This is a genomic window from Janthinobacterium sp. NFX145 (assembly GCF_049810325.1).
GTDB classification, from domain to species: domain Bacteria; phylum Pseudomonadota; class Gammaproteobacteria; order Burkholderiales; family Burkholderiaceae_D; genus Janthinobacterium; species Janthinobacterium rivuli.
Window position 1 is genome coordinate 1 of the sequence record NZ_CP187360.1, and the last position, 22279, is coordinate 22279.

Here is a 22279-nt window from a genome sequence, read left to right on the forward strand (position 1 = left end):
GCTGAACGACGCATGCAAATGCCGAGTAAAGCAGGAAAAAAGAAGGTTGACGGATTTAGCAAAATGCTTCATACTCTTCCTTCTTCGCAGCTGACAAACACAACGCTTTGTCGATAGCGCGAAAGTGGCACCGAATACAGTTCTTTAACAATTAACAGTCGATAAGTGTGGGCATTTGATGTAAGTGCAGCGTCAATCTTCGGATTGGCGTCTAACTTAAAATATCAAATGTTCACAAGAAATAATGAAATAGGCGCTACGAAAGTAGTGGCCTGTCAGTTTTTTGAGTGAGCGACCCGTCAGTAATGACGGTGCCTGTAAAAGGGCAAAGTAACAGAGATTAAACTGAAGAGTTTGATCCTGGCTCAGATTGAACGCTGGCGGCATGCCTTACACATGCAAGTCGAACGGCAGCACGGAGCTTGCTCTGGTGGCGAGTGGCGAACGGGTGAGTAATATATCGGAACGTACCCTGGAGTGGGGGATAACGTAGCGAAAGTTACGCTAATACCGCATACGATCTAAGGATGAAAGTGGGGGATCGCAAGACCTCATGCTCGTGGAGCGGCCGATATCTGATTAGCTAGTTGGTAGGGTAAAAGCCTACCAAGGCATCGATCAGTAGCTGGTCTGAGAGGACGACCAGCCACACTGGAACTGAGACACGGTCCAGACTCCTACGGGAGGCAGCAGTGGGGAATTTTGGACAATGGGCGAAAGCCTGATCCAGCAATGCCGCGTGAGTGAAGAAGGCCTTCGGGTTGTAAAGCTCTTTTGTCAGGGAAGAAACGGTGAAAGCTAATATCTTTTGCTAATGACGGTACCTGAAGAATAAGCACCGGCTAACTACGTGCCAGCAGCCGCGGTAATACGTAGGGTGCAAGCGTTAATCGGAATTACTGGGCGTAAAGCGTGCGCAGGCGGTTTTGTAAGTCTGATGTGAAATCCCCGGGCTCAACCTGGGAATTGCATTGGAGACTGCAAGGCTAGAATCTGGCAGAGGGGGGGTAGAATTCCACGTGTAGCAGTGAAATGCGTAGATATGTGGAGGAACACCGATGGCGAAGGCAGCCCCCCTGGGTCAAGATTGACGCTCATGCACGAAAGCGTGGGGAGCAAACAGGATTAGATACCCTGGTAGTCCACGCCCTAAACGATGTCTACTAGTTGTCGGGTCTTAATTGACTTGGTAACGCAGCTAACGCGTGAAGTAGACCGCCTGGGGAGTACGGTCGCAAGATTAAAACTCAAAGGAATTGACGGGGACCCGCACAAGCGGTGGATGATGTGGATTAATTCGATGCAACGCGAAAAACCTTACCTACCCTTGACATGGCTGGAATCCTCGAGAGATTGAGGAGTGCTCGAAAGAGAACCAGTACACAGGTGCTGCATGGCTGTCGTCAGCTCGTGTCGTGAGATGTTGGGTTAAGTCCCGCAACGAGCGCAACCCTTGTCATTAGTTGCTACGAAAGGGCACTCTAATGAGACTGCCGGTGACAAACCGGAGGAAGGTGGGGATGACGTCAAGTCCTCATGGCCCTTATGGGTAGGGCTTCACACGTCATACAATGGTACATACAGAGCGCCGCCAACCCGCGAGGGGGAGCTAATCGCAGAAAGTGTATCGTAGTCCGGATTGTAGTCTGCAACTCGACTGCATGAAGTTGGAATCGCTAGTAATCGCGGATCAGCATGTCGCGGTGAATACGTTCCCGGGTCTTGTACACACCGCCCGTCACACCATGGGAGCGGGTTTTACCAGAAGTAGGTAGCTTAACCGTAAGGAGGGCGCTTACCACGGTAGGATTCGTGACTGGGGTGAAGTCGTAACAAGGTAGCCGTATCGGAAGGTGCGGCTGGATCACCTCCTTTCTAGAGTTTGCACGAATCAGCAATGATTCACGCATCAAATGTTCACACTTATCGGCTGTTTAATTAAGAAGAAACAGTAGTCGTAGTAGTTCCGCGTTGGGGCTGTAGCTCAGCTGGTTAGAGCACCGTGTTGATAACGCGGGGGTCGTTGGTTCGAGTCCAACCAGCCCTACCAGCTAATTAGTAAAATCTCAGGGGGATTAGCTCAGCTGGGAGAGCACCTGCTTTGCAAGCAGGGGGTCGTCGGTTCGATCCCGTCATCCTCCACCACGTTTTACTCGAAAGTGCAAATGTAAGCCTGTGGGTTTAGATTTGATCTTTTAGCGATCAAAGCTGTTTCGTTCTTTAACAATCTGGAAGAAGTAAAGATTATTTATTGATCGGTTTGCCGTAAAAAGCGAATCGATGGGTAATGATTGTATGTATCAACAAACAAGCAACAACGTTGTACTTTCTTATCCCTGTAGCGCTCTTTGATTATTTAGGTAATCAGAGGCTAACGTTATAGGGACAAGCGAATAAGTGCACATGGTGGATGCCTTGGCGATTACAGGCGATGAAGGACGTAGTAGCTTGCGATAAGCTGCGGGGAGTGAGCAAACACACTTTGATCCGCAGATTTCCGAATGGGGCAACCCACCCTTTTAGGGTATTGCATACTGAATACATAGGTATGCAAGGCGAACGCGGCGAACTGAAACATCTAAGTAGCTGCAGGAAAAGAAATCAACCGAGATTCCCAAAGTAGCGGCGAGCGAAATGGGAAGAGCCTGTACGTGATAGTCGGACCGATAACAGAATCCTCTGGAAATAGGAGCCATAGTGGGTGATAGCCCCGTATGTGAAATCGGACCGGTGATACTAAGCGTACGACAAGTAGGGCGGGACACGTGACATCCTGTCTGAATATGGGGGGACCATCCTCCAAGGCTAAATACTCGTAATCGACCGATAGTGAACCAGTACCGTGAGGGAAAGGCGAAAAGAACCCCGGAAGGGGAGTGAAATAGATCCTGAAACCGTGTGCATACAAACAGTAGGAGCGGACTTGTTCCGTGACTGCGTACCTTTTGTATAATGGGTCAGCGACTTACATTCAGTGGCAAGGTTAACCGCATAGGGAAGCCGTAGAGAAATCGAGTCCGAATAGGGCGATCAGTCGCTGGGTGTAGACCCGAAACCAAGTGATCTACTCATGGCCAGGATGAAGGTGCGGTAACACGCCCTGGAGGTCCGAACCCACTAATGTTGAAAAATTAGGGGATGAGCTGTGGGTAGGGGTGAAAGGCTAAACAAACTTGGAAATAGCTGGTTCTCTCCGAAAACTATTTAGGTAGTGCCTCAAGTATCACCATCGGGGGTAGAGCACTGTTATGGCTAGGGGGTCATTGCGACTTACCAAACCATTGCAAACTCCGAATACCGATGAGTGCGAGCTTGGGAGACAGACGTCGGGTGCTAACGTCCGGCGTCAAGAGGGAAACAACCCAGACCGCCAGCTAAGGTCCCAAAGATTGGCTAAGTGGAAAACGAAGTGGGAAGGCTAAAACAGTCAGGATGTTGGCTTAGAAGCAGCCATCATTTAAAGAAAGCGTAATAGCTCACTGATCGAGTCGTCCTGCGCGGAAGATGTAACGGGGCTAAGCCAGTCACCGAAGCTGCGGATATTGTTCTGTGATTTATCACAGATATATATGGTAGGAGAGCGTTCTGTAAGCCTGCGAAGGTGTCTTGTAAAGGATGCTGGAGGTATCAGAAGTGCGAATGCTGACATGAGTAGCGATAATGGGGGTGAAAAGCCTCCACGCCGTAAGCCCAAGGTTTCCTGTTCAACGTTCATCGGAGCAGGGTGAGTCGGCCCCTAAGGCGAGGCAGAGATGCGTAGCTGATGGGAAGCAGGTTAATATTCCTGCACCGTCGTATGATGCGATGGGGGGACGGATCGCGGAAGGTTGTCCAACTGTTGGAATAGTTGGTTTTTGGCTCATAGAAGGCACTTAGGCAAATCCGGGTGCGGAATTCAAGGGGTTGAGACGAGTGAATTTATTCACGAAGCAATCGGAAGTGGTTCCAAGAAAAGCCTCTAAGCTTCAGTCATACGAGACCGTACCGCAAACCGACACAGGTGGGCGAGATGAGTATTCTAAGGCGCTTGAGAGAACTCGGGAGAAGGAACTCGGCAAATTGGTACCGTAACTTCGGGAAAAGGTACGCCCCGGTAGCTTGATTGGTTTACTCCATGAGGGTGAAAGGGTTGCAATAAACTGGTGGCTGCGACTGTTTAATAAAAACACAGCACTCTGCAAACACGAAAGTGGACGTATAGGGTGTGACGCCTGCCCGGTGCTGGAAGATTAAATGATGGGGTGCAAGCTCTTGATTGAAGTCCCAGTAAACGGCGGCCGTAACTATAACGGTCCTAAGGTAGCGAAATTCCTTGTCGGGTAAGTTCCGACCTGCACGAATGGCGTAACGATGGCCACACTGTCTCCTCCCGAGACTCAGCGAAGTTGAAATGTTTGTGATGATGCAATCTACCCGCGGCTAGACGGAAAGACCCCATGAACCTTTACTGTAGCTTTGCATTGGACTTTGAACCAATCTGTGTAGGATAGGTGGGAGGCTTTGAAGCGGGGACGCTAGTTCTCGTGGAGCCAACCTTGAAATACCACCCTGGTTTGTTTGAGGTTCTAACCTTGGTCCGTTATCCGGATCGGGGACAGTGCATGGTAGGCAGTTTGACTGGGGCGGTCTCCTCCTAAAGTGTAACGGAGGAGTTCGAAGGTACGCTAGATACGGTCGGACATCGTGTTGATAGTGCAATGGCATAAGCGTGCTTAACTGCGAGACTGACAAGTCGAGCAGGTACGAAAGTAGGACATAGTGATCCGGTGGTTCTGTATGGAAGGGCCATCGCTCAACGGATAAAAGGTACTCTGGGGATAACAGGCTGATTCCTCCCAAGAGTTCATATCGACGGGGGAGTTTGGCACCTCGATGTCGGCTCATCACATCCTGGGGCTGTAGCCGGTCCCAAGGGTATGGCTGTTCGCCATTTAAAGTGGTACGTGAGCTGGGTTTAAAACGTCGTGAGACAGTTTGGTCCCTATCTGCCGTGGGCGTTGGAAATTTGAAGGGGGCTGCTCCTAGTACGAGAGGACCGGAGTGGACGAACCTCTGGTGTACCGGTTGTCACGCCAGTGGCATTGCCGGGTAGCTAAGTTCGGAAGAGATAACCGCTGAAAGCATCTAAGCGGGAAACTTGCCTTGAGATGAGATTTCCCAGAGCCTTGAGCTCTTTGAAGGGTCGTTCGAGACCAGGACGTTGATAGGCTGGGTGTGGAAGTGCAGTAATGCATTAAGCTAACCAGTACTAATTGCCCGTACGGCTTGTCCCTATAACCTTAGCAGGTGCAGAGGATAAGACGGTACAACGTTGCGTGTGTGTTGATACTACCAGTCATTACCCCAATCTTTGCTTCTTCCAGATTCAGGCTTTGTCGCTCCATTGAGGACAAATGCCAGTACAAGTTATGCCTGATGACCATAGCAAGTTGGTCCCACCCCTTCCCATCCCGAACAGGACCGTGAAACAACTTTGCGCCGATGATAGTGCTGCAACCAGTGTGAAAGTAGGTTATCGTCAGGCTTGTTATTCGCAGTAGAGAAAAACCCCGCCAGCAATGGTGGGGTTTTTTTTCGTCTGGCAATTCCTGCCACTCCCTCCTGTTTCAGGCATCCATCATGTCTATTGTGCATAAAATGCAACAGCTTTCATTATTTATATAAGTGCTTATATAAATACTGTTACTATCGCTACATGAAACAAGGACTCGGAACACAACTACGCCACCTGATTGAACTGCTGGACGGCGCCGTCCAGCAAGCTTACGCGGACGCGGGCCTCGATTACCGGCCGCGCTACACGCCCGTGATGCGGGTGCTGGCGCAACGGCAAAGCGCGACCATCGGCCAGCTGGCCGAGCTGGCAGGCATCACGCAGCCAGCCGCCACGCAAACGGTGGCACTGATGAAAAAGGAAGGCTTGCTGCTGGTGGCTGCCGGTGGCGAAGATGGCCGACAGCGTGTGGTACGCCTGAGCAGCCAGGGCGAGGCGCTGCTGCCCCATCTGCAGATGTGCTGGCAGGCGACCAAGCGTGCTGCCGACAGCCTGGACGCGGAACTGGCATTTCCTTTATCCACATGCCTGGCGCAAGCCATCACGATTCTGGAACAGCGTTCATTCGGCGAGCGCATCCGCGATGCAAGCAAGAAAGTAGCAGCCACTCCCTGACAACCCACGAGGAAAGCGATGATGGACAACACCCTGAGCATGGCAAGCAAAAAATCCCCCCTGGCTCGCCTGATGGCCTATCCCCTGGTGCAGATTGTGCTGGGCATGGTCCTCACTTTTGCCGCGGTACCGTTGGTGATGGGCATCGCCTCCCATGTGGTGGAAAAGCCTTACCGCATCTTGTGGCCGCAATTGCTGGCGGCGCTGCTGGTGTGGTGCGGCTACCGTTTTTATGTTCGCCACATCGAAAAACGCCAGCCGGATGAATTGGCAATGCCGGGCATGGCGCGTGAACTGGGACGTGGATTGCTGCTCGGTGCAGGCCTGGTCGTTCTCACCTTTGTTGTGCTCGCTGCGTTGGGCGTGTATCAGCTTGGCGGCGTCAATGCCCTGAGCGTCTTGTTGCTGCTGCCGCTGGCTGAACTGGTGCTGGTCGGCATGGCCGAGGAGATGATGTTTCGCGGCGTGCTCTTTGGCGTGACTGCACGTGCGCTGGGCAGCAAGGCCGCCATCGTGATTTCATCCCTGGTGTTCGCCCTGGCCCATTTGCCCAATGCCGGCTTTTCGCTGCTGGCGATCATCGCGCTTGTCGCGTATGGCGTGCTGCAGGCGGCCCTGTACATGCAGACCCGGCGCCTGTGGGTGTGCATCGGCACGCACGTCGGCTGGAATTATTGTGTCAGCCAAGTATTCTCCTCGACTGTATCGGGCCATGCGGCCACGGATGGTCTGCTGCGTGGCGAACTGCTGGGCAATACCATGCTGACGGGCGGCGCCTTCGGCGTGGAAGCGTCGCTGGTGACGGTCTTGCTGATCAGCGCCGTCGCCGCGTATGTGCTGCGCCTGGCCTTTGCCAGCGCACCACGCTAGGCCACTGCACCTGTTTTATTGGCCAGCCACCACCGGCGTTGCGCCACTTTTGGCCACCCACTCGATCAGCGCATCGACGGCGGCGCGGCCGTTGCCATTACCCACCAGGTCGCTATTGATCATGGCGACCACCACACATAGCTGGTTGTTGGCGTCGGGAACGTAGCCGGCGATGGCGACCACATTCTTCAAGGTTCCCGTCTTGATGCGCGCGCGCGCGGCGGCCGGAGTGTTCAGCAGGCGCTTGCGCATGGTGCCGTCCAGCGCCACGATGGGCAGGCTGGACTGGAACTCGGGCGCCCACGGACTTTGCTGCATCGCCTGCAAGACGCCTGCCAGCTGCGCAGGCGCAATGCGTCCCGTACGCGACAAGCCGGAACCGTTGTCGACCAGCATGCCTTGGGTATCGATATGGTGCCGTTGGAACCATTCCTGGATGACTAGCCGCGCGCGCGTGGCCGTGTCTTCCGGCGCGGCCATGGCCACGGGGCGACTGCCCAGCCAGCCATCGCTTTGCAAGCTGCCCAGGCTCAGGAACAGGGTACGGGCCAGGGTGTTGTCCGACGTCTTGTTGATATCGCGCAGGACCTCCGGCAAGGCGCGCGCCACATGGTCGGCCAGCATGCGCGTGCCGACCGGTTCGGCCGTCGGCGGCAAGCCAGTTGCCGGTGCTTCGCGCACCGTGCCCGTGATCGTGCCGCCCAGGCGTTTCCAGGTGGCGCGGAACAAGCGGTCCGCGTAATCGTTGCGATCAAGCACATTGATGCTGGTGGCCTTGCTGCAATTTTGCGGGAAGGTGCCGTGCAGGATGACCTGCAGCTTGCCGCTCGCATCGCGCCGGTATTCGGGCGGACGCCAGCCGTCTTCCCATCTGGCGCAACTGCCCTTGATGAGCTTCATGTCGCTCGTGATGCTGACGTTCTCCAGCGGCGGCTGCATCAGGATGCTCAATTGCCGGTCCGTCGAAGTCATATTGATATCGAGCAGATTGGTGTTCAGTAATAAGGCATCGGGGATGACGTTGTAGCGGAATTCGGCCGACTCATCGAACGGCGCTGCGCCGATATCGGGCCGGGCCGGCTGGAACAGTTGGCGGTCGAGGATCAAATCGCCCTTGATTTTGACGATGCCCTGGTTGCGCAGGGTTTGCAGCATGTGTGCCAGCACGTCCGCATTGAAATCCGTATCGGCGCCGCCGCGCAGGATCAAGTCGCCTTTCAGCACGCCATTGATGACATCGGCGCTGGTGCGCAACTCCGTGCGGCCGCGAAAGATGGGCCCCAGCTGCTCCAGGCCCACGGCCGCCGTCACCAGCTTCATGGTGGATGCCGGTTGCATGCTGCGCTCGGCGCCATGCGACAGCACGGTGGTGTTGCCGCGCAAGACGATGGCGCCCATGGCGTCTTCGGGGATATTCGCGCTGCGCAGCAGCAGGCTGACGGATTCGGGCAATTGCGCGTGGGCGGTCGACAGGCCAAGACCGGCCAACAGCGCAGCCATCAGAACAGGACGTAACATGGTGCTCCTTAATGGAAAAAGACGTAGGCGACGAAGACGGCCGTGATCACGCCAGCCAGATCGGCGATCAGGCCAGCCGTGATCGCATAGCGCGTCTTGCGGATGCCGACGGAACCGAAGTACAGGGCCACGATATAGAAGGTGGTGTCGGCCGAGCCCTGGAAGACGCAGGCCAGGCGGCCGACGAAGGAGTCGACGCCGTAGGTATTCATGGCATCGATCATCATGGCTTTCGAGCCGGAGCCGCTGAGCGGCTTCATCATGGCCGTCGGCAAGGCGGGCACGAAGTCCGTATTGATGCCCAGGTTGGCAAAGAACCAGTTCATGCCGCTCATCAGGAAATTGAACACGCCCGCGTTGCGGATCACGCTGATGGCCACCAGCATGCCGACCAGGTAGGGAATCACGGTAATCGAGGTCTGGATGCCGCCTTTCGCGCCCTCGATGAAGGCGTCATACACGTTCACTTTCTTGCGCAGCGCGCCGATGATGAAAATGGCGATGACGCTGATCAACACCAGGTTGCTGACCACCTTGGAAACCAGCTCGATTTCCTGTTTCGTCAGGTATTGCGTGAAGTACCAGATCATGGCGACGATGGCAGTCGTCATGCCGCCCATCCAGCCCAGCACGACACGGTTGAGCAAGTTGATGCGCTGCTTGATGGACACGGTGATGATGCCGACCACGGTGGCCACGTAGGTGGCGATCATGCAGGGGATAAAGATGTCGGATGGATCGGCCGCGCCGAGGATGGAGCGCTGCGCCATGATGGCCAGTGGAATCAGGGTCAGGCCCGAGGTGTGCAGCACCAGAAACATGATTTGCGCATTCGTCGCCTCTTCCTTGTTCGGATTCAAGGTCTGCAGGCTTTCCATGGCCTTCAAGCCGAACGGCGTGGCCGCATTGTCCAGGCCCAGCAGGTTGGCCGAGAAATTCATCACCATGTGGCCCGTGGCCGGGTGGTCTTTCGGAATTTCCGGGAAGATGCGCGAAAAGAACGGTGCGATGACTTTCGCCAGCCAGCCGACGATGCCCGCCTTTTCACCGATGTTCATGATGCCGAGCCACAAGGTCATCACGCCGGCCAGCGGCAGGGCGATATCCATCACGCCCATGCGCGCCGTCTCGAAGGTGCCGTCGATGATGCGTTTGAAGATATCGGTATCGCCGAGAAACAGCCACTGCAGCACTGCGGCCAGGAAGCCAACGAGGAAAAAGCCGGACCAGATGTAATTAAGTGCCATATGCGATCAGTTCTGTGTGTCGGGAGTGAAAAATGTCTGCAAACAAAGTATAGGGGCAGCCCGATACGAGTTGATGAAAGAATGCAGCAATCGCATGCCAAAAAGTTATAAGCTGGCAGCCTGTTTTCATTGGCGCCCCGTCGCTTGCCCGCGTAGTGTGGGGGATGCCTGTCGCTTACCGCTGTTCCTTACCCTTGTCTGCACTGGATCACTGATGATGTTTTTACGCAAAACCGCCTGCGCCGCCGGCCTGGCCCTGCTGACGCTGTTCGCTGTAGCGGCCCACGCCGCCGCCGATGCCCGCGCGAACAAGACCTTGCACCTGTTTTTGAGCACCAGCGAGACGGGCCTGGACCCGGCCGTGGCGTCCGACCTGGCCAGCCTGAATTTGATGGAAAACATTTTTGATCCGCTGCTGCGCTATGACTACCTGGCGCGCCCGGTGCAACTGCAGGGCAATACGGCGCGCGGCATGCCCACCGTGGAAGATGGCGGCCGCACGTATATCTTTCACTTGCAGCCAGGTATTTTCTTTACGCCCGATCCCGCTTTCAAGGGCCAGCCGCGCGAAGTGACGGCGCAGGATTATGTGTATAGCCTGACGCGCCTGTATGACCCCAGCCTGAAGTCGCCGTGGTTGTTCTTGCTGGAAGACAAGCTGGTGGGCGATGCGGCCCTGAAAGCCAAATTCAGCTATGACACGCCGATCGCCGGCTTGCAAGCGCTGGACAAATACACCTTGCGCATCCGCCTCAACGCCATCGATCCGAACTTCCTGTTTTACCTGGCCATGCCGGCGACCGCTGTGGTGGCGCGCGAAGTGGCTGAAGCGTACCCGGCGGCAGGGCAGATCGGCAACCACCCCGTGGGCACGGGGCCCTTCCTGGTGAAGGAGTGGAAGCGCAGCGACAAGATCGTGCTGCAGGCCAATCCGACTTTCCGTGCCACCGTGTTCCATACGGAAACCAAGGCGCTGGCCGCCTTGCCGGTCGACGCGCGCGCCATCGCCGCCGCGCTGGAAGGTAAGCAATTACCGCTGGTCGAACGCATCGAGGTGCGCATCGTCGAGGAATATCAATCGCGCATGCTGGGTTTCCTGAAAGGCGAATTCGATTACCTGGAACAAGTGCCGGAATCGATGACGGACATGGTGCTGGAAAACGGCGCCCTGAAACCGGCATTGGCCGCCAAGGGCTTGCAGCTGACGCGCTTCCCTGTGCTGCAGACGTATTACATGTGGATGAATATGGACGACCCCGTGCTGGGCGGCACTGGCAAGGACAAGCTGGCCCTGCGGCGCGCCATCGCCCTCAGCTACAACAGCCGCGAAGACATCGCGCTGCTGAAAAAGGGCCTGGCCTTGCCGGCGCAATCGCCGCTGCCGCCGAATGTGCTCGGTTACGACAAGGCTTACCGCAGCCCCGTCGGCTACGATCCCGTGCTGGCGCGCGCCTTGCTGGAGCGCTTCGGCTACAAGGCGGGTCAAGACGGTTTCCGCACGCAGCCCGATGGCACGCCCTTGATTTTGACCATGCACACGGAGCCGAGCACGGTGGGCCGCTTGCGCGACGAACTGTGGCGCCGCAACCTGAACGCCATTGGCGTGCGCGTGGAGTTTAAAAGCGACAAGAAGACGGAAATCATCAAGGCCTCGCGCCTGGGCAAGGTGCAGATGTTCGAGACCAACTGGATCGCCGACTTCCCTGATGGCGATAACTTTATGCAATTGTTGTATGGCGGCAACGTTGGCCGCGCCAACTATGCCCGCTTCAACTTGCCCGATTACAATAAACGCTATGAGGAGGCGCGCCTGCTATCCGATACGCCGCGCCGCCGCAGTCTGTACTTCGACCTGTTTCAGCTGATCCACGCCTACACGCCGTGGGTGCTGCTGACGCATCCCATCTCTGCCGACCTGCAGCAACCGTGGCTAAAAAACTACAGGCGCCACCCTGTGGAATTCACGTCCTGGCGCTATCTGGACGTCGATATGCGCAAGGGTAGCCCCGCAGGCAAGTGACCATGTCACAGAAAAGGGCATTCATTCCAAAAAGTTATGGTTAGGAAAGCATTTTTCATTGGCTGGTCCCGGATGCATCGCGCTACTCTGAAAATGAAAACAAATAAAGTCATGCGCAAATGTCATAAAAAAATGTACCGCGAGACAGACGTTGCGACATATCTAACAGCCTGACTTGATAACTCAAGTTTCGATTGCCCAAATAAAGGAGAGACTCGTGAAGTTGAAGAAGCTAGCGCAATTGGTGGCATTGATGGGGGTGGTGGGGCCGGTGATGGCACAGGAAGCGGCGCCAGCGATGCAACGGGTCGAAGTCACGGGCAGCAGCATCAAACGTGTGGCCAAGGAAGGCGCGCTGCCGGTGCAAGTCATCAGCTTTGAGCAGATGGAAAAGCAGGGCATCACGACGGCCGAGCAACTGGTGCGTACCCTGTCGGCGAATGGCACGGGTGCCGAGAACATGACTTCGGGCAATAATGTGTTTGGCGCCGATGCCGACCGCTTGGCTGGCGGCGCCTCGTTCGCCTCGCTGCGCGGCCTGGGACCGGGCGCGACCTTGGTGCTGCTGAACGGCCGCCGCGTGGCCACGCATGGCGCCAGTGGCCGTGCCGTCGACTTGAATTCCATTCCGCTCGGTGCCATTTCACGCGTGGAAATCCTCAAGGATGGCGCGTCGGCCATCTACGGCACGGACGCCATCGGCGGCGTGATCAATTTCATTCTGAAAACCAATTACAGCGGCGTGGAAGCGTCCGTTTCCACTAACGATACGCAGGCAGGCGGCGGCGCCACGCGCCGCGCTTCCATCCTGGCTGGCACGGGCTCGCTGGAAGAGGACGGCTACAACCTCATGGCTAGCCTGACCGTCGACAAGGCGCAGCGTCTGAACGGCAGCGACCGCTCCTTCGTCAATGGCTACCAGCCGGGCCGTGGCCTGTCGCCTGACACCACGGGCACGCCGTTTGCCAACCAGATGGCGGGGGCCGGCACGGCATTGGGCACCGCGTTCCAGCTGCCTGGCGATGCGAATCAATACCTGCAAGCCAATCCCCTGAGCTTCCAGGGCAAGTGCGACAGCGTCGCCGGCATGTCGCAATACCAGACGGCACTGTGGAAAGACGTGACGTCGCCGTTGCGCACCAAGTATTCCTGCGCCTACGACTATGGTGCCGACTATGTGCTGCAATTCCCTGTTGAACGGGCCAATTTCCTGTCGCGCGGCACGTTCAAGCTGGCACCCGACCACCGCATGTTTGTCGAAGCGCTCGGTTCGCGGACCAAGGCCACGGCGATTTTGACGCCGATGCAGGTGCAGACCAGCATCGCCAACAAGGCCGTGTATCCGGTGGGTGGCGCGTATTACCAGGATTTGTCGGCCTATATTCCCACGTTCGACAATACCAAGCCAATTGCCTACAAATGGCGCGCCAATGACGTGGGCAACCGCACGCAGGAAAACACGACCGACAATGCCCGCGTACTGCTGGGTTTTGAAGGCAGCTTCGGCAAGTGGGATTACAAGACCGGTATTTCCTACGCGCAAAGCACCACCAAGACCAAGCTGACGGATGGCTATTCCTACACGGACAAGTTGTACGCTGCCCTGGGAACAGGCATCATCAATCCGTGGGTGGGCGCGGGCCAGAGCCAGACGGAAGCGGCCAGGCAATTGATCGAGTCGACCAAGTTCCGCGGTGCCTTCCAGCATGGCAAGACGACCCTGACCCAGCTCGACGGTTCCGTCTCGGGCGAGCTGTTCCAGCTGCCGGCTGGCGCCGTGGCGATGGCCGCCGGTTTTGATTTGCGCCGTGAAGGCTACAGTTTCGGACAGGATGTCGATGCCAACCTGATTCTGTTGGCGCCAGGAAATGCCGCATTGAAGGATGTCAGCCGCAACGTCAAGGCCGTGTATGCCGAGTTGCTGGTACCCGTCATGAAAGACTTGGAAATGCAGCTGGCCGTGCGCCGTGATGATTACAGCCAGGTGGGCGCCACCACGAATCCGAAGATTGCCTTGCGTTACCAGCCGGCCGACTTCATCCTGTTCCGCGCCTCGGCCAGCAAGGGATTCCTGGCACCGAGTTTCGACCAGCTGTATTCAGGTGTATTGACGCAGGAATTGCCGAATGGCGTGAAAGATCAGGAAGGCTGCGCCAAAAATCCTGGCGTGAAGGAATATTGCAGCATCGATCGTCTCAGCTACACGACGGGTGGCAACCTGAACCTGAAGCCGGAGACGTCGAAGCAGGGCAGCGTCGGCATCGTCATCGAACCGGTGAAGGGGTATTCCGCCTCGTTCGATTACTGGGCCATCAATACCCAGGACCAGCTCCTGAAACGCACGCCGCAAGTCGTGCTGGCCAATTACCAGGCGCTGAACCAGTACATTTTCCGCAAATCCGATGGCACCATCGATTACGTACAGGCGGGCTGGTTCAATGCGGGCGGCAGCCGCGTGCGCGGCCTGGACGTCAGCTTGCGCGGCGAAGGCAAGGTCAAGGACGTGAAATGGACGGCCACCCTGGACGGCACGTACATGGACAGCTTCAAGTTTGCCGAATACAAGGGGCAAGAATACAAGGAGCTGGTCGGCAATTTCTACACGCGTGATTTGTACTTGCGCTGGAAACACAATGCCAGCTTCGGTGTCTCGCGCGGCGACTGGAGCGGCTTGCTGATCCAGAGTTTTGCTTCCGGCTACAAGGACCAGGTACCGAATGACGGCAAGGGATCGCCGCCGCCGGGCTTCAAGTCCGATGTGTCCAGCTACACCACGTATAGCTTGTCGGGCACGTACACGGGCTTCAAGAATACCACCTTGACCCTGGGCATCCAGAACCTGTTCGACCGCGATCCACCGTTCACCGCGCACAACGTGGATGAAGTGGTGGGCGCCGGCTGGGATCCGCGCGTGGCCGACGCGCGTGGCCGCGCCTTCACCTTCCAGCTGAAGTACAAGTTCATGTAAGGTGGCCATGCCGGCGGCAAGCTTGCCGGCATGCTACTCTCGTGCGGCGGCGCCTGGCGTCGCCGTTTTTTATTTCAGGAAAGGGCCGCATGTCCAGTCAGACCAATCTCAGCCGGCGCCGTTTCGGCGGCTTGCTGGCCGCCAGCTTCGGGGCGGCAGGCACACCGGCGTGGGCGGCGGCCACGCAAGGGAAGGGCAAACGCATGCAACAGCCACACGCATTGATCAAACCGGCGCGCCTGCGCGACGGCGACCTGGTCGCCATCATCGCACCGGGCGGCTTTACGGATGAGGAGTCCATTGCCAAGGCCCAGCGCAATATCGAAGCGCTGGGACTGCGCGCCAGCCTGGGCGCGAATATTCGCGCCGTGCACGGCAACTATGCGGGCACGGTGCAGCAGCGCCTCGACGACTTGCACGCGGCGTTTCGCGATCCGGACGTCAAGGCGGTGTGGGCGATACGCGGCGGCTCCGGCTGCATTTCGCTGCTGGCGCTGCTCGATTACGCCTTGATTCAGCGCAACCCGAAAGTGCTGATCGGCTATTCCGACATCACGGCCTTGCACCTGGCCATCGCCAGCCAGACGGGCCTGGTGACGTTTCACGGTCCCGTGGCTTCATCGACGTTTTCCGAGTACACGGTGACGCAGCTGCAAAACGTGCTGATGATGCCGCAAGAGCAGTACACGATCCCGATGGCGCTGGACAACCACCGCCGCGCGCAGACGCAGCCGAACTTCGCCATCCGCACCGTGCACGGCGGCCAGGCGACGGGACGCTTGACGGGCGGCAACCTGTGCCTGGTCAGCGCGCTGGCCGGCACGCCGTATGCGGCCGATTTCCGCGAGCATATTTTGTTCCTCGAAGAAATCAACGAAGTGCCGTACCGCATCGACAGAATGTTGTGCCAGCTCGACCTGTCCGTGGGGTTCAACAAGGCAGCGGCCCTGATGCTGGGCATCTTCGAGCATTGCGAGGCGGCTGACGGCGACACGGCGCTGACCCTGAACGACACCCTGGACCAGCATTTGCAGCCTTTGCGGGTGCCGGCCGTCAGCGGCTATTCGTTTGGCCACATCCGCCACCAGTTCACGCTACCGATGGGCATCCTCGCCACCCTGGACGCGGACCGGCAAACCTTGACCTTATTGGAGCCAGGCGTCTGCTAGCGTACGGTGCAGCGGGGCGATTGTCAGTATGCTAGTGTGATTGCAGGCGTGGCACGAGGCCGCGTCGCCTTTTCACCGCACCCGACATGATCAACCGCCACGCCAGTACCTACATCCTCAGCCATCCGCTGGCCTTCGTGCTGCAGGTGCTGAAGGGCTTTCGCGCCAACCAGGGGTTGCTGCTGGCGGGCGCCGTCGCGTATTACTCGCTGCTGTCCATCGTGCCCCTGCTGATGCTGGTGGTGGTGGCCCTGTCGCACGTGATCGCGCAGGACGAATTGCTGCAAACCATAGGCCATTACCTGGAATGGCTGGTGCCGGGGCAATCGAAAGCCATCGTGGCCGAGGTCGCGCACTTCCTTAACAACCGGGGCGTGATCGGCTGGCTGCTACTGCTGACCATGCTGTTTTTCAGCTCGCTGGCGTTTACCGTGCTGGAAAACGCCATGAGCGTGATCTTTATCCACCGCGTGGCCATCCGCCGCCGCCATTTCCTTATTTCCGCTATCTTGCCGTACTGCTATATCCTGTGCCTGGGCGTGGGCATCTTGCTGATCACCCTGGTGGCGGGCAGCCTGCAGGTGATGGGCGAGGAAAGCGTGCGCTTCTTGCGCCATGACTGGGGCCTGGAAGGCGTGTCCGGCGTGCTGCTGTATTTGCTGGGGCTGGCGGGCGAAATCCTCGTGCTCAGCTCGATTTACCTGGTCATGCCGGTGGGAAGATTATCGATTACGCATGCGCTGATCGGCGGCGTGACGGCGGCCCTGCTGTGGGAAATCGCCCGTCACGTGCTGGTCTGGTATTTTTCCACCTTGTCGCAGGTCAATGTTGTGTATGGCTCGATGACGACGGCCATCGTCGTCATGTTCAGCCTGGAAATCGGCGCCACCCTGCTGCTGCTGGGCGCGCAAGTGATTTCCGAGTACGAAAGAGTGGCCCGTGGCGGGCAAGAGGACAAGCCGCTGGCGCTAAGGACTTGATTTTAAATATTTATTGCACCGCACAAAACCCTGTGCTATACTGCGTTCAGTGATTGAGATTTGGCAGCAAATCATCTCACCATCCAGTTTCAGCGCGGCGACCGACAGGTGTAATGTCGATGGCGTGACAGTGCGAAGAAATGGATTTTGTAATTCCGGATACGATGGTCGATTTTACACTTGGAGTCACCATGCAGATAGCATGGGAGTCCGAAAATCAGGAGGCACTTTGCAGATAGCACTGGCGTCCATGACACGATTAAAGCATTGGTAATACATTGGAACGAAGCCCGCGCTAGCGGGCTTTTTTTTCGTCCATAGTTGGCGTATGGGGTCAGACCCACAACACCGCTAACGCAAAGCTCCGCGCTAACGCATGTGGGGGTCTGACCCCAGCCTTTGCCTGGGGTTTATAACGCCCTTGCAATCAAAATCTTCTGAATATCGCTGGTCCCCTCATAAATCTGGCACACGCGCACGTCGCGGTAGATGCGCTCGACGGGGAAGTCGGACACATAGCCGTAGCCGCCATGTACCTGGATGGCGTCCGAGCATACTTTTTCCGCCATTTCCGACGCAAACAGCTTGGCCATGGCCGCTTCCTTGAGGCAGGGCAAGCCCGCATCCTTCATGGCCGCCGCGTGGCGTATCAGCTGGCGCGCCGCTTCGATCTGCGTGGCCATGTCGGCCAGGCGGAATTGCACGGCCTGGTGTTCATAGATGGGTTTGCCGAAACTTTCGCGCTCGCGTGCGTACTGCAGGGCTGCTTCATACGCGGCGCGCGCCATGCCCACGGCTTGCGAGGCGATGCCGATGCGTCCGCCTTCCAGGCCGGACAGGGCGATCTTGTAGCCTTGTCCTTCTTCACCGATTAAATTTTCCGCCGGGATGCGGCAGTTGTCGAACAGGATTTGCGCCGTGTCCGACGAATGCTGGCCCATCTTCTGTTCCAGTCCCGCCACGATGTAGCCTGGCGTGTTCGTCGGCACCCAGAAGGCGCTGATGCCGCGCTTGCCGGCTGCCTTGTCGGTGACGGCCATGACGATGGCCACGTCCGCATATTTTCCGCTGGTAATGAACTGCTTCGTGCCGTTGAGCACGTATTCATTGCCGTCGAGCGTGGCCGTCGTGCGCAGGGCCGAGGCGTCGCTGCCCGTGTGCGGTTCCGTCAGGCAAAACGCACCGAGCATGGCGCCTTGCGCCAGCGGGCGCAGCCATTGTTCCTTTTGCGCGTCGTTGGCGTACATCATGGCGATGCTGCACACGGGGCAATTGTTGACGGAAATGATGGTCGACGCGCCGCCATCACCGGCGGCAATTTCTTCCAGCACCAGGGCCAGCGACACGTAGTCGAGGCCGGCGCCACCGAGCGTTTCCGGCACGGCCACGCCAAAGGCGCCCAGCGCGGCCAGTTCCTGCAATTCTTCTTTCGGGAAATGATGTTCCTTGTCCCAGCGGGCCGCGTTGGGCGCCAGGCGCTCGCGCGAAAAACTGCGCAGCGCTTCCTGGATCATCGTTTGTTCTTCATTGAGTATCATGGGACGTCGTCTCGTATTTTTATAGTGGAGGCAGGAATTACCAGGCGATGGGCTTGCCATCGTAGTTGCGGAACACGGCCTTGTCCGTGGCCGGCAGGCTGGCCAGGGTGGCGCGGATGCCGGCAGCGCTTTGCTCTGGCGAAATATCGGCGCCGGCGCCGCCCATGTCCGTGCGCACCCAGCCCGGGTGAAAGGCGACGCAGCTGACGCCTTGCGGGCCATGCACGAGGGACGTGTCGATCAGCACGGAATTCAAGGCCGCCTTGCTGGCGCGGTATAGCGAACCACTGGGATTACCCCGCTCGCTCAGGGAGCCCATGTGCGAGGACAGCACGGCAAGTTTCCCTTTGGCATTGCCGACCAGCGGCGCCAGGAGCGGCAGCAGCCGCATGGCCGCCAGCACATTCGTGTGCATGACGGCATCGAAATCTTCTTGCGTGGGGGAACCGTCTTGGCGCGGGCCATACACGCCCGCGTTGAGGATGGCCACGTCGAGTTTTTCATCGTCGAGCTTCCAGCCCAGGCCGGCACAGCCTTCCACATCCGTCACGTCGAGCTGGTGTGCTTCCGCGCCCAGTTGCGCGAGGGCGTCGCAAGCGTCTTGCGTGCGCGCCGTGGCAATCACTCGCCAGCCATCGTGGCGGTATTGACGGACGATTTCGTGGCCGATGCCGCGCGAGGCGCCGATGATCAATGCGGTAGGCATATTTATTCTCCCTGAAAATAAAATGAAAGCGCACACCGTGAACCGCGGTGCGCGCCCGTGCTCAGGAAGAGCTTATACCAGTTCGATCGCCATCGCCGTCGCTTCGCCGCCGCCGATGCACAGTGCCGCCACGCCGCGCTTGCCGCCGGTTTTTTTCAAGGCGCCCAGCAGGGTGACGATGATGCGCGCGCCCGAGGCGCCGATCGGGTGGCCCAGCGCGCACGCGCCGCCGTGGATGTTGATCTTGCTGTGCGGAATGTCGAGGTCGTGCATGGCGGCCATCGGCACGGCCGCGAACGCTTCATTGATCTCGAACAAGTCCACATTGCTGCTGCTCCAGCCCGTCTTGGCGTACAGCTTTTTCACCGCGCCGATGGGGGCCGTGGTGAATTCGTTTGGCGCCTGCGCATGCGTGGCGTGGCCGTGGATTGTCGCGATGACGGTGCAGCCGAGCTTTTTCGCCGTCGATTCGCGCATCAGCACCAGGGCTGCCGCGCCATCGTTGATCGACGAAGACGAGGCGGCCGTGATGGTGCCATCCTTCTTGAACGCGGCTTTCAAGGTCGGGATTTTTTCCAGGCGGGCTTTTTGCGGGCCTTCATCGATGCTGACGACGGTGTCGCCGCCGCGGCCGGAAACGGTGACGGGCGCGATTTCCCACTCAAAACTGCCATCCTTGGTGGCCGCTTGCGCGCGTTTCACGGATTCGATGGCAAACGCATCCTGCGCTTCGCGCGTGAAGGCGTACTGGCTGGCGCACTCTTCGGCAAACGTGCCCATCGAGCGGGCATTGCCCTTTTCATCGCGGCTGTAGGCGTCTTCCAGGCCATCCATCATCATGTGGTCATAGATCATGCCGTGGCCGATGCGGTAGCCGCCGCGCGCTTTTGGCACCAGGTAGGGGGCGTTGGTCATCGATTCCATGCCGCCCGCCACCACCACGTCGGCGCTGCCGGCAAGCAAGGTGTCATGCGCGAACATGGTCGTCTGCATGGCCGAGCCGCACATTTTCGACAGGGTCACGGCGCCCGTGGAATCGGGCAAGCCCGCCTTGCGCAAGGCCTGGCGCGCGGGCGCCTGGCCTTGGCCAGCCATCAGGCAATTGCCGAAATACACGTGTTCCACGGCATCCGGCGCCACACCGGCCCGTTCCACGGCGGCGCGGATGGCCACGGCGCCCAGGTCGCTGGCGGTGACGTTGGCGAAGTCGCCCTGGAAGGCGCCCATGGGGGTGCGCGCGGCACCGACGATTACGACTGGATCATTCATGTTGGATCTCCGGTTAAAGGTGGGGATGGTGACTGCATACAAAAACGCAGATGCTGCGGATACGGGAAGACGTCCTCGATATGGCCGTCTTCGATGCGCTGCTTGCGCGCCTGCCAATATTGCGCCGTCAGCAGGTCGGCATGGTGCTGCATGAAATACTTGCGGATGCGGGGATTGCCTAGCAGGAAGGTGCCGAATTGTTCGGGAAACACATCGTGCTTGCCGATGGGATACCACGGTTCGGCCGACATTTCTTCCTCCTCCGTGCGCGCCTCGGGGATGACGCGGAACTGGCAATCGGTGATGTACTCGATTTCATCGTAATCGTAAAAAACGACGCGCTGATGACGGGTCACGCCAAAGTTTTTATACAGCATGTCGCCGGGGAAAATATTGGCGGCCACCAGTTCCTTGATGGCATTGCCGTACTCGACGATGGCGTGTTCGACCAGGTCATCGCGGCCTTCCTTCTCGGCATTGCTCAGCCACATGTTCAGCGGCACCATGCGCCGCTCGATGTACAGGTGGCGGATGATGATCTGCTCGTGGTCTTCTTCGATCAGCGAGGGGGCGAACTGTTTCAGCTCGGCCAGCAACTCCTCGGCAAAACGGGCGCGGGGAAAGGCCACGTTGGAATATTCGAGCGTGTCGGCCATGCGGCCCACGCGGTCGTGGTGTTTCACCAGCAAATACTTTTGCTGGACTTGCGCGCGCGTGGTTTCCTTGGGCGGCGGGAAAAAATCCTTGATGACCTTGAAGACATACGGAAACGAGGGCAGGGCAAACACGAGCATCACCAGGCCGCGGATGCCGGGCGCGCTTTCAAAGTGGTCCGACGAATGTTTCAAGTGCTGCAGATAGTCGCGGTAAAACAAGGTCTTGCCCTGCTTCTGCAAGCCCAGGATCGTATAGATTTCGCTGCGCGGTTTGCGCGGCAGCAAGCTGCGCAGAAATTGCACGTAGGCCGACGGTACTTCCATATCCACCAGGAAATACGCGCGCGTAAATGAAAACAGCACGGCGATCTGCTGCTGCTCGAACAGCACCGTGTCGAGCACCAGCTTGCCGTGCCGGTTGTGCAGGATGGGCACGACGAACGGATATTCGCGGTTGCCGTTGATGCCCTTGCCGACCAGATAGGCGCCCTTGTTGCGGTAAAACAAGCTGGTCAAGACTTGTATCTGGTGGTTCGGTTCGATCCGCTCGCCGCCGAACAGCTGCTGCAGCCGCGCTTCCACCTGGGCCACGTCGCGCTCGAGGTTGGCAAAGGCGCAGTCCAGCTGGAAGTCCGTCACCATGCCTTGCAGGGTATGGCGCAAGCCGTCCTTGCCGGGGTAATACACGCGGTAGGTGGGGGCCGGGTCTTGCGTTTCGATGTATTCCGTGGACACGACGGGACGCACGAAAATATAGTCGTTATTGAAATACGTGCGGTGCAGGATGTTGCAGCAAACGGAATTGAAGAAGGTTTCCGCCAGTTCCGGCTGCTTGTGTTCCGTCAGCATGCCGATGTAGTGCAGCTTCAGTTCGCGCCACACTGCATCGCTCAACTCCGACTCTTCGTACTCATCTTCGAGCATCTGCACGCATTCCTGCACGCGCTTGTCATAAAAGTCGATGCGTTCGCGGGCTGCCGTCTGTGCCGCGTTCCAGGCGCCTTGCTCGAAGTACTGCTTGGCTTGCTGGCTGGTTGCGCGGAACAAACGGTAATGCTTGTCAAAGCCGTCGCGGATGGTGCGCGCGATATCGAATGCAATCTGGGAAGAGAGCAATTTGGGGAAGGCAATGTGCGTCATAGTTGTGCTCGCATGAATGGCTCATCACC

12 protein-coding genes, 2 tRNA genes and 3 rRNA genes are annotated in these 22279 nt (G+C 58.0%); 11 read left to right on the forward strand and 6 right to left on the reverse strand.

Annotated elements, in window-relative coordinates:
- Positions 1–342 precede the first annotated feature (342 nt).
- From ACPJXG_RS00005 to ACPJXG_RS00035, 7 genes are all read left to right on the forward strand, one after another.
- Positions 343–1875, forward strand: a 16S ribosomal RNA gene (locus ACPJXG_RS00005).
- Positions 1876–1973: 98 nt separating this feature from the next.
- Positions 1974–2050, forward strand: a tRNA-Ile gene (locus ACPJXG_RS00010).
- A gap of 19 nt (positions 2051–2069) precedes the next feature.
- Positions 2070–2145 (forward strand) — tRNA-Ala (locus tag ACPJXG_RS00015).
- A 238-nt stretch (positions 2146–2383) separates the two neighbouring features.
- A 23S ribosomal RNA gene (locus ACPJXG_RS00020) occupies positions 2384–5273 on the forward strand.
- Between the two features lie 138 nt (positions 5274–5411).
- A 5S ribosomal RNA gene (gene rrf, locus ACPJXG_RS00025) occupies positions 5412–5524 on the forward strand.
- Together the 16S, 23S and 5S rRNA genes with 2 tRNA genes alongside form the textbook arrangement of a ribosomal RNA operon.
- Before the next feature lie 171 nt (positions 5525–5695).
- Entirely contained in the window at positions 5696–6169 is a 474-nt protein-coding gene (locus tag ACPJXG_RS00030) for a MarR family winged helix-turn-helix transcriptional regulator (protein ID WP_099403705.1), read from the forward strand.
- Positions 6170–6187: 18 nt separating this feature from the next.
- Positions 6188–7039 carry a lysostaphin resistance A-like protein gene (locus ACPJXG_RS00035; protein ID WP_425253033.1) on the forward strand — a complete coding sequence of 284 codons (852 nt, stop codon included), beginning with the start codon at positions 6188–6190 and terminating at the stop codon, positions 7037–7039.
- Positions 7040–7054: 15 nt separating this feature from the next.
- On the opposite strand, the gene dacB is transcribed toward ACPJXG_RS00035, so the two are convergent.
- Both dacB and ACPJXG_RS00045 read right to left on the reverse strand, forming a co-directional pair.
- Positions 7055–8557, reverse strand: coding sequence for a D-alanyl-D-alanine carboxypeptidase/D-alanyl-D-alanine endopeptidase (dacB, locus tag ACPJXG_RS00040; protein WP_425253034.1), 1503 nt, complete (start codon positions 8555–8557; stop codon positions 7055–7057).
- Positions 8558–8565: 8 nt separating this feature from the next.
- Positions 8566–9804 (reverse strand): nucleoside recognition domain-containing protein, encoded by a 1239-nt coding sequence (locus tag ACPJXG_RS00045; RefSeq protein WP_166448615.1) that lies wholly within the window; start codon positions 9802–9804, stop codon positions 8566–8568.
- A 214-nt stretch (positions 9805–10018) separates the two neighbouring features.
- Here ACPJXG_RS00045 and ACPJXG_RS00050 point away from each other — a divergent pair, with 214 nt between their 5' ends.
- The 4 genes from ACPJXG_RS00050 (at position 10019) to ACPJXG_RS00065 (ending at position 16941) form a co-directional block, all read left to right on the forward strand.
- The gene (locus ACPJXG_RS00050) at positions 10019–11824 is read left to right on the forward strand and encodes an ABC transporter substrate-binding protein (RefSeq protein WP_425253035.1); all 1806 of its coding nucleotides are present in this window, start codon (positions 10019–10021) and stop codon (positions 11822–11824) included.
- Between the two features lie 217 nt (positions 11825–12041).
- Entirely contained in the window at positions 12042–14792 is a 2751-nt protein-coding gene (locus ACPJXG_RS00055) for a TonB-dependent receptor (protein WP_425253036.1), read from the forward strand.
- 89 nt (positions 14793–14881) lie between these two features.
- A complete protein-coding gene (locus tag ACPJXG_RS00060; RefSeq protein ID WP_425253037.1) occupies positions 14882–15961 on the forward strand; it encodes a S66 peptidase family protein in 1080 nt (359 codons plus the stop codon).
- A gap of 86 nt (positions 15962–16047) precedes the next feature.
- Positions 16048–16941, forward strand: a complete 894-nt coding sequence (locus tag ACPJXG_RS00065; protein ID WP_099403708.1) for a YihY/virulence factor BrkB family protein — start codon at positions 16048–16050, stop codon at positions 16939–16941.
- 410 nt (positions 16942–17351) lie between these two features.
- On the opposite strand, the gene ACPJXG_RS00070 is transcribed toward ACPJXG_RS00065, so the two are convergent.
- From ACPJXG_RS00070 to aceK, 4 genes are all read right to left on the reverse strand, one after another.
- Positions 17352–18479: an acyl-CoA dehydrogenase family protein gene (locus ACPJXG_RS00070; protein ID WP_425253038.1), complete on the reverse strand. Its 1128-nt coding sequence runs from the start codon at positions 18477–18479 to the stop codon at positions 17352–17354.
- Between the two features lie 37 nt (positions 18480–18516).
- Positions 18517–19185 carry an SDR family oxidoreductase gene (locus ACPJXG_RS00075; RefSeq protein ID WP_425253039.1) on the reverse strand — a complete coding sequence of 223 codons (669 nt, stop codon included), beginning with the start codon at positions 19183–19185 and terminating at the stop codon, positions 18517–18519.
- A gap of 72 nt (positions 19186–19257) precedes the next feature.
- On the reverse strand, positions 19258–20454 hold the full coding sequence (locus ACPJXG_RS00080) for an acetyl-CoA C-acyltransferase (protein WP_425253040.1): 1197 nt from the start codon (positions 20452–20454) through the stop codon (positions 19258–19260).
- A complete protein-coding gene (gene aceK, locus ACPJXG_RS00085) occupies positions 20451–22250 on the reverse strand; it encodes a bifunctional isocitrate dehydrogenase kinase/phosphatase (RefSeq protein WP_425253041.1) in 1800 nt (599 codons plus the stop codon). The genes ACPJXG_RS00080 and aceK overlap by 4 nt, the downstream gene beginning before the upstream one ends.
- Positions 22251–22279: the final 29 nt, after the last annotated feature.

What these genes read in the sequence shown, in the direction of transcription:
- ACPJXG_RS00035 (WP_425253033.1), top strand. Translation starts at nt 6,188, where the DNA reads ATGATGGACAACACCCTGAGCATGGCAAGCAAAAAATCCCCCCTGGCT.
- ACPJXG_RS00045 (WP_166448615.1), bottom strand. Translation starts at nt 9,804, where the DNA reads ATGGCACTTAATTACATCTGGTCCGGCTTTTTCCTCGTTGGCTTCCTG.
- ACPJXG_RS00065 (WP_099403708.1), top strand. Translation starts at nt 16,048, where the DNA reads ATGATCAACCGCCACGCCAGTACCTACATCCTCAGCCATCCGCTGGCC.
- ACPJXG_RS00060 (WP_425253037.1), top strand. Translation starts at nt 14,882, where the DNA reads ATGTCCAGTCAGACCAATCTCAGCCGGCGCCGTTTCGGCGGCTTGCTG.
- ACPJXG_RS00070 (WP_425253038.1), bottom strand. Translation starts at nt 18,479, where the DNA reads ATGATACTCAATGAAGAACAAACGATGATCCAGGAAGCGCTGCGCAGT.
- ACPJXG_RS00030 (WP_099403705.1), top strand. Translation starts at nt 5,696, where the DNA reads ATGAAACAAGGACTCGGAACACAACTACGCCACCTGATTGAACTGCTG.
- ACPJXG_RS00050 (WP_425253035.1), top strand. Translation starts at nt 10,019, where the DNA reads ATGATGTTTTTACGCAAAACCGCCTGCGCCGCCGGCCTGGCCCTGCTG.
- ACPJXG_RS00075 (WP_425253039.1), bottom strand. Translation starts at nt 19,185, where the DNA reads ATGCCTACCGCATTGATCATCGGCGCCTCGCGCGGCATCGGCCACGAA.
- ACPJXG_RS00080 (WP_425253040.1), bottom strand. Translation starts at nt 20,454, where the DNA reads ATGAATGATCCAGTCGTAATCGTCGGTGCCGCGCGCACCCCCATGGGC.
- dacB (WP_425253034.1), bottom strand. Translation starts at nt 8,557, where the DNA reads ATGTTACGTCCTGTTCTGATGGCTGCGCTGTTGGCCGGTCTTGGCCTG.
- aceK (WP_425253041.1), bottom strand. Translation starts at nt 22,250, where the DNA reads ATGACGCACATTGCCTTCCCCAAATTGCTCTCTTCCCAGATTGCATTC.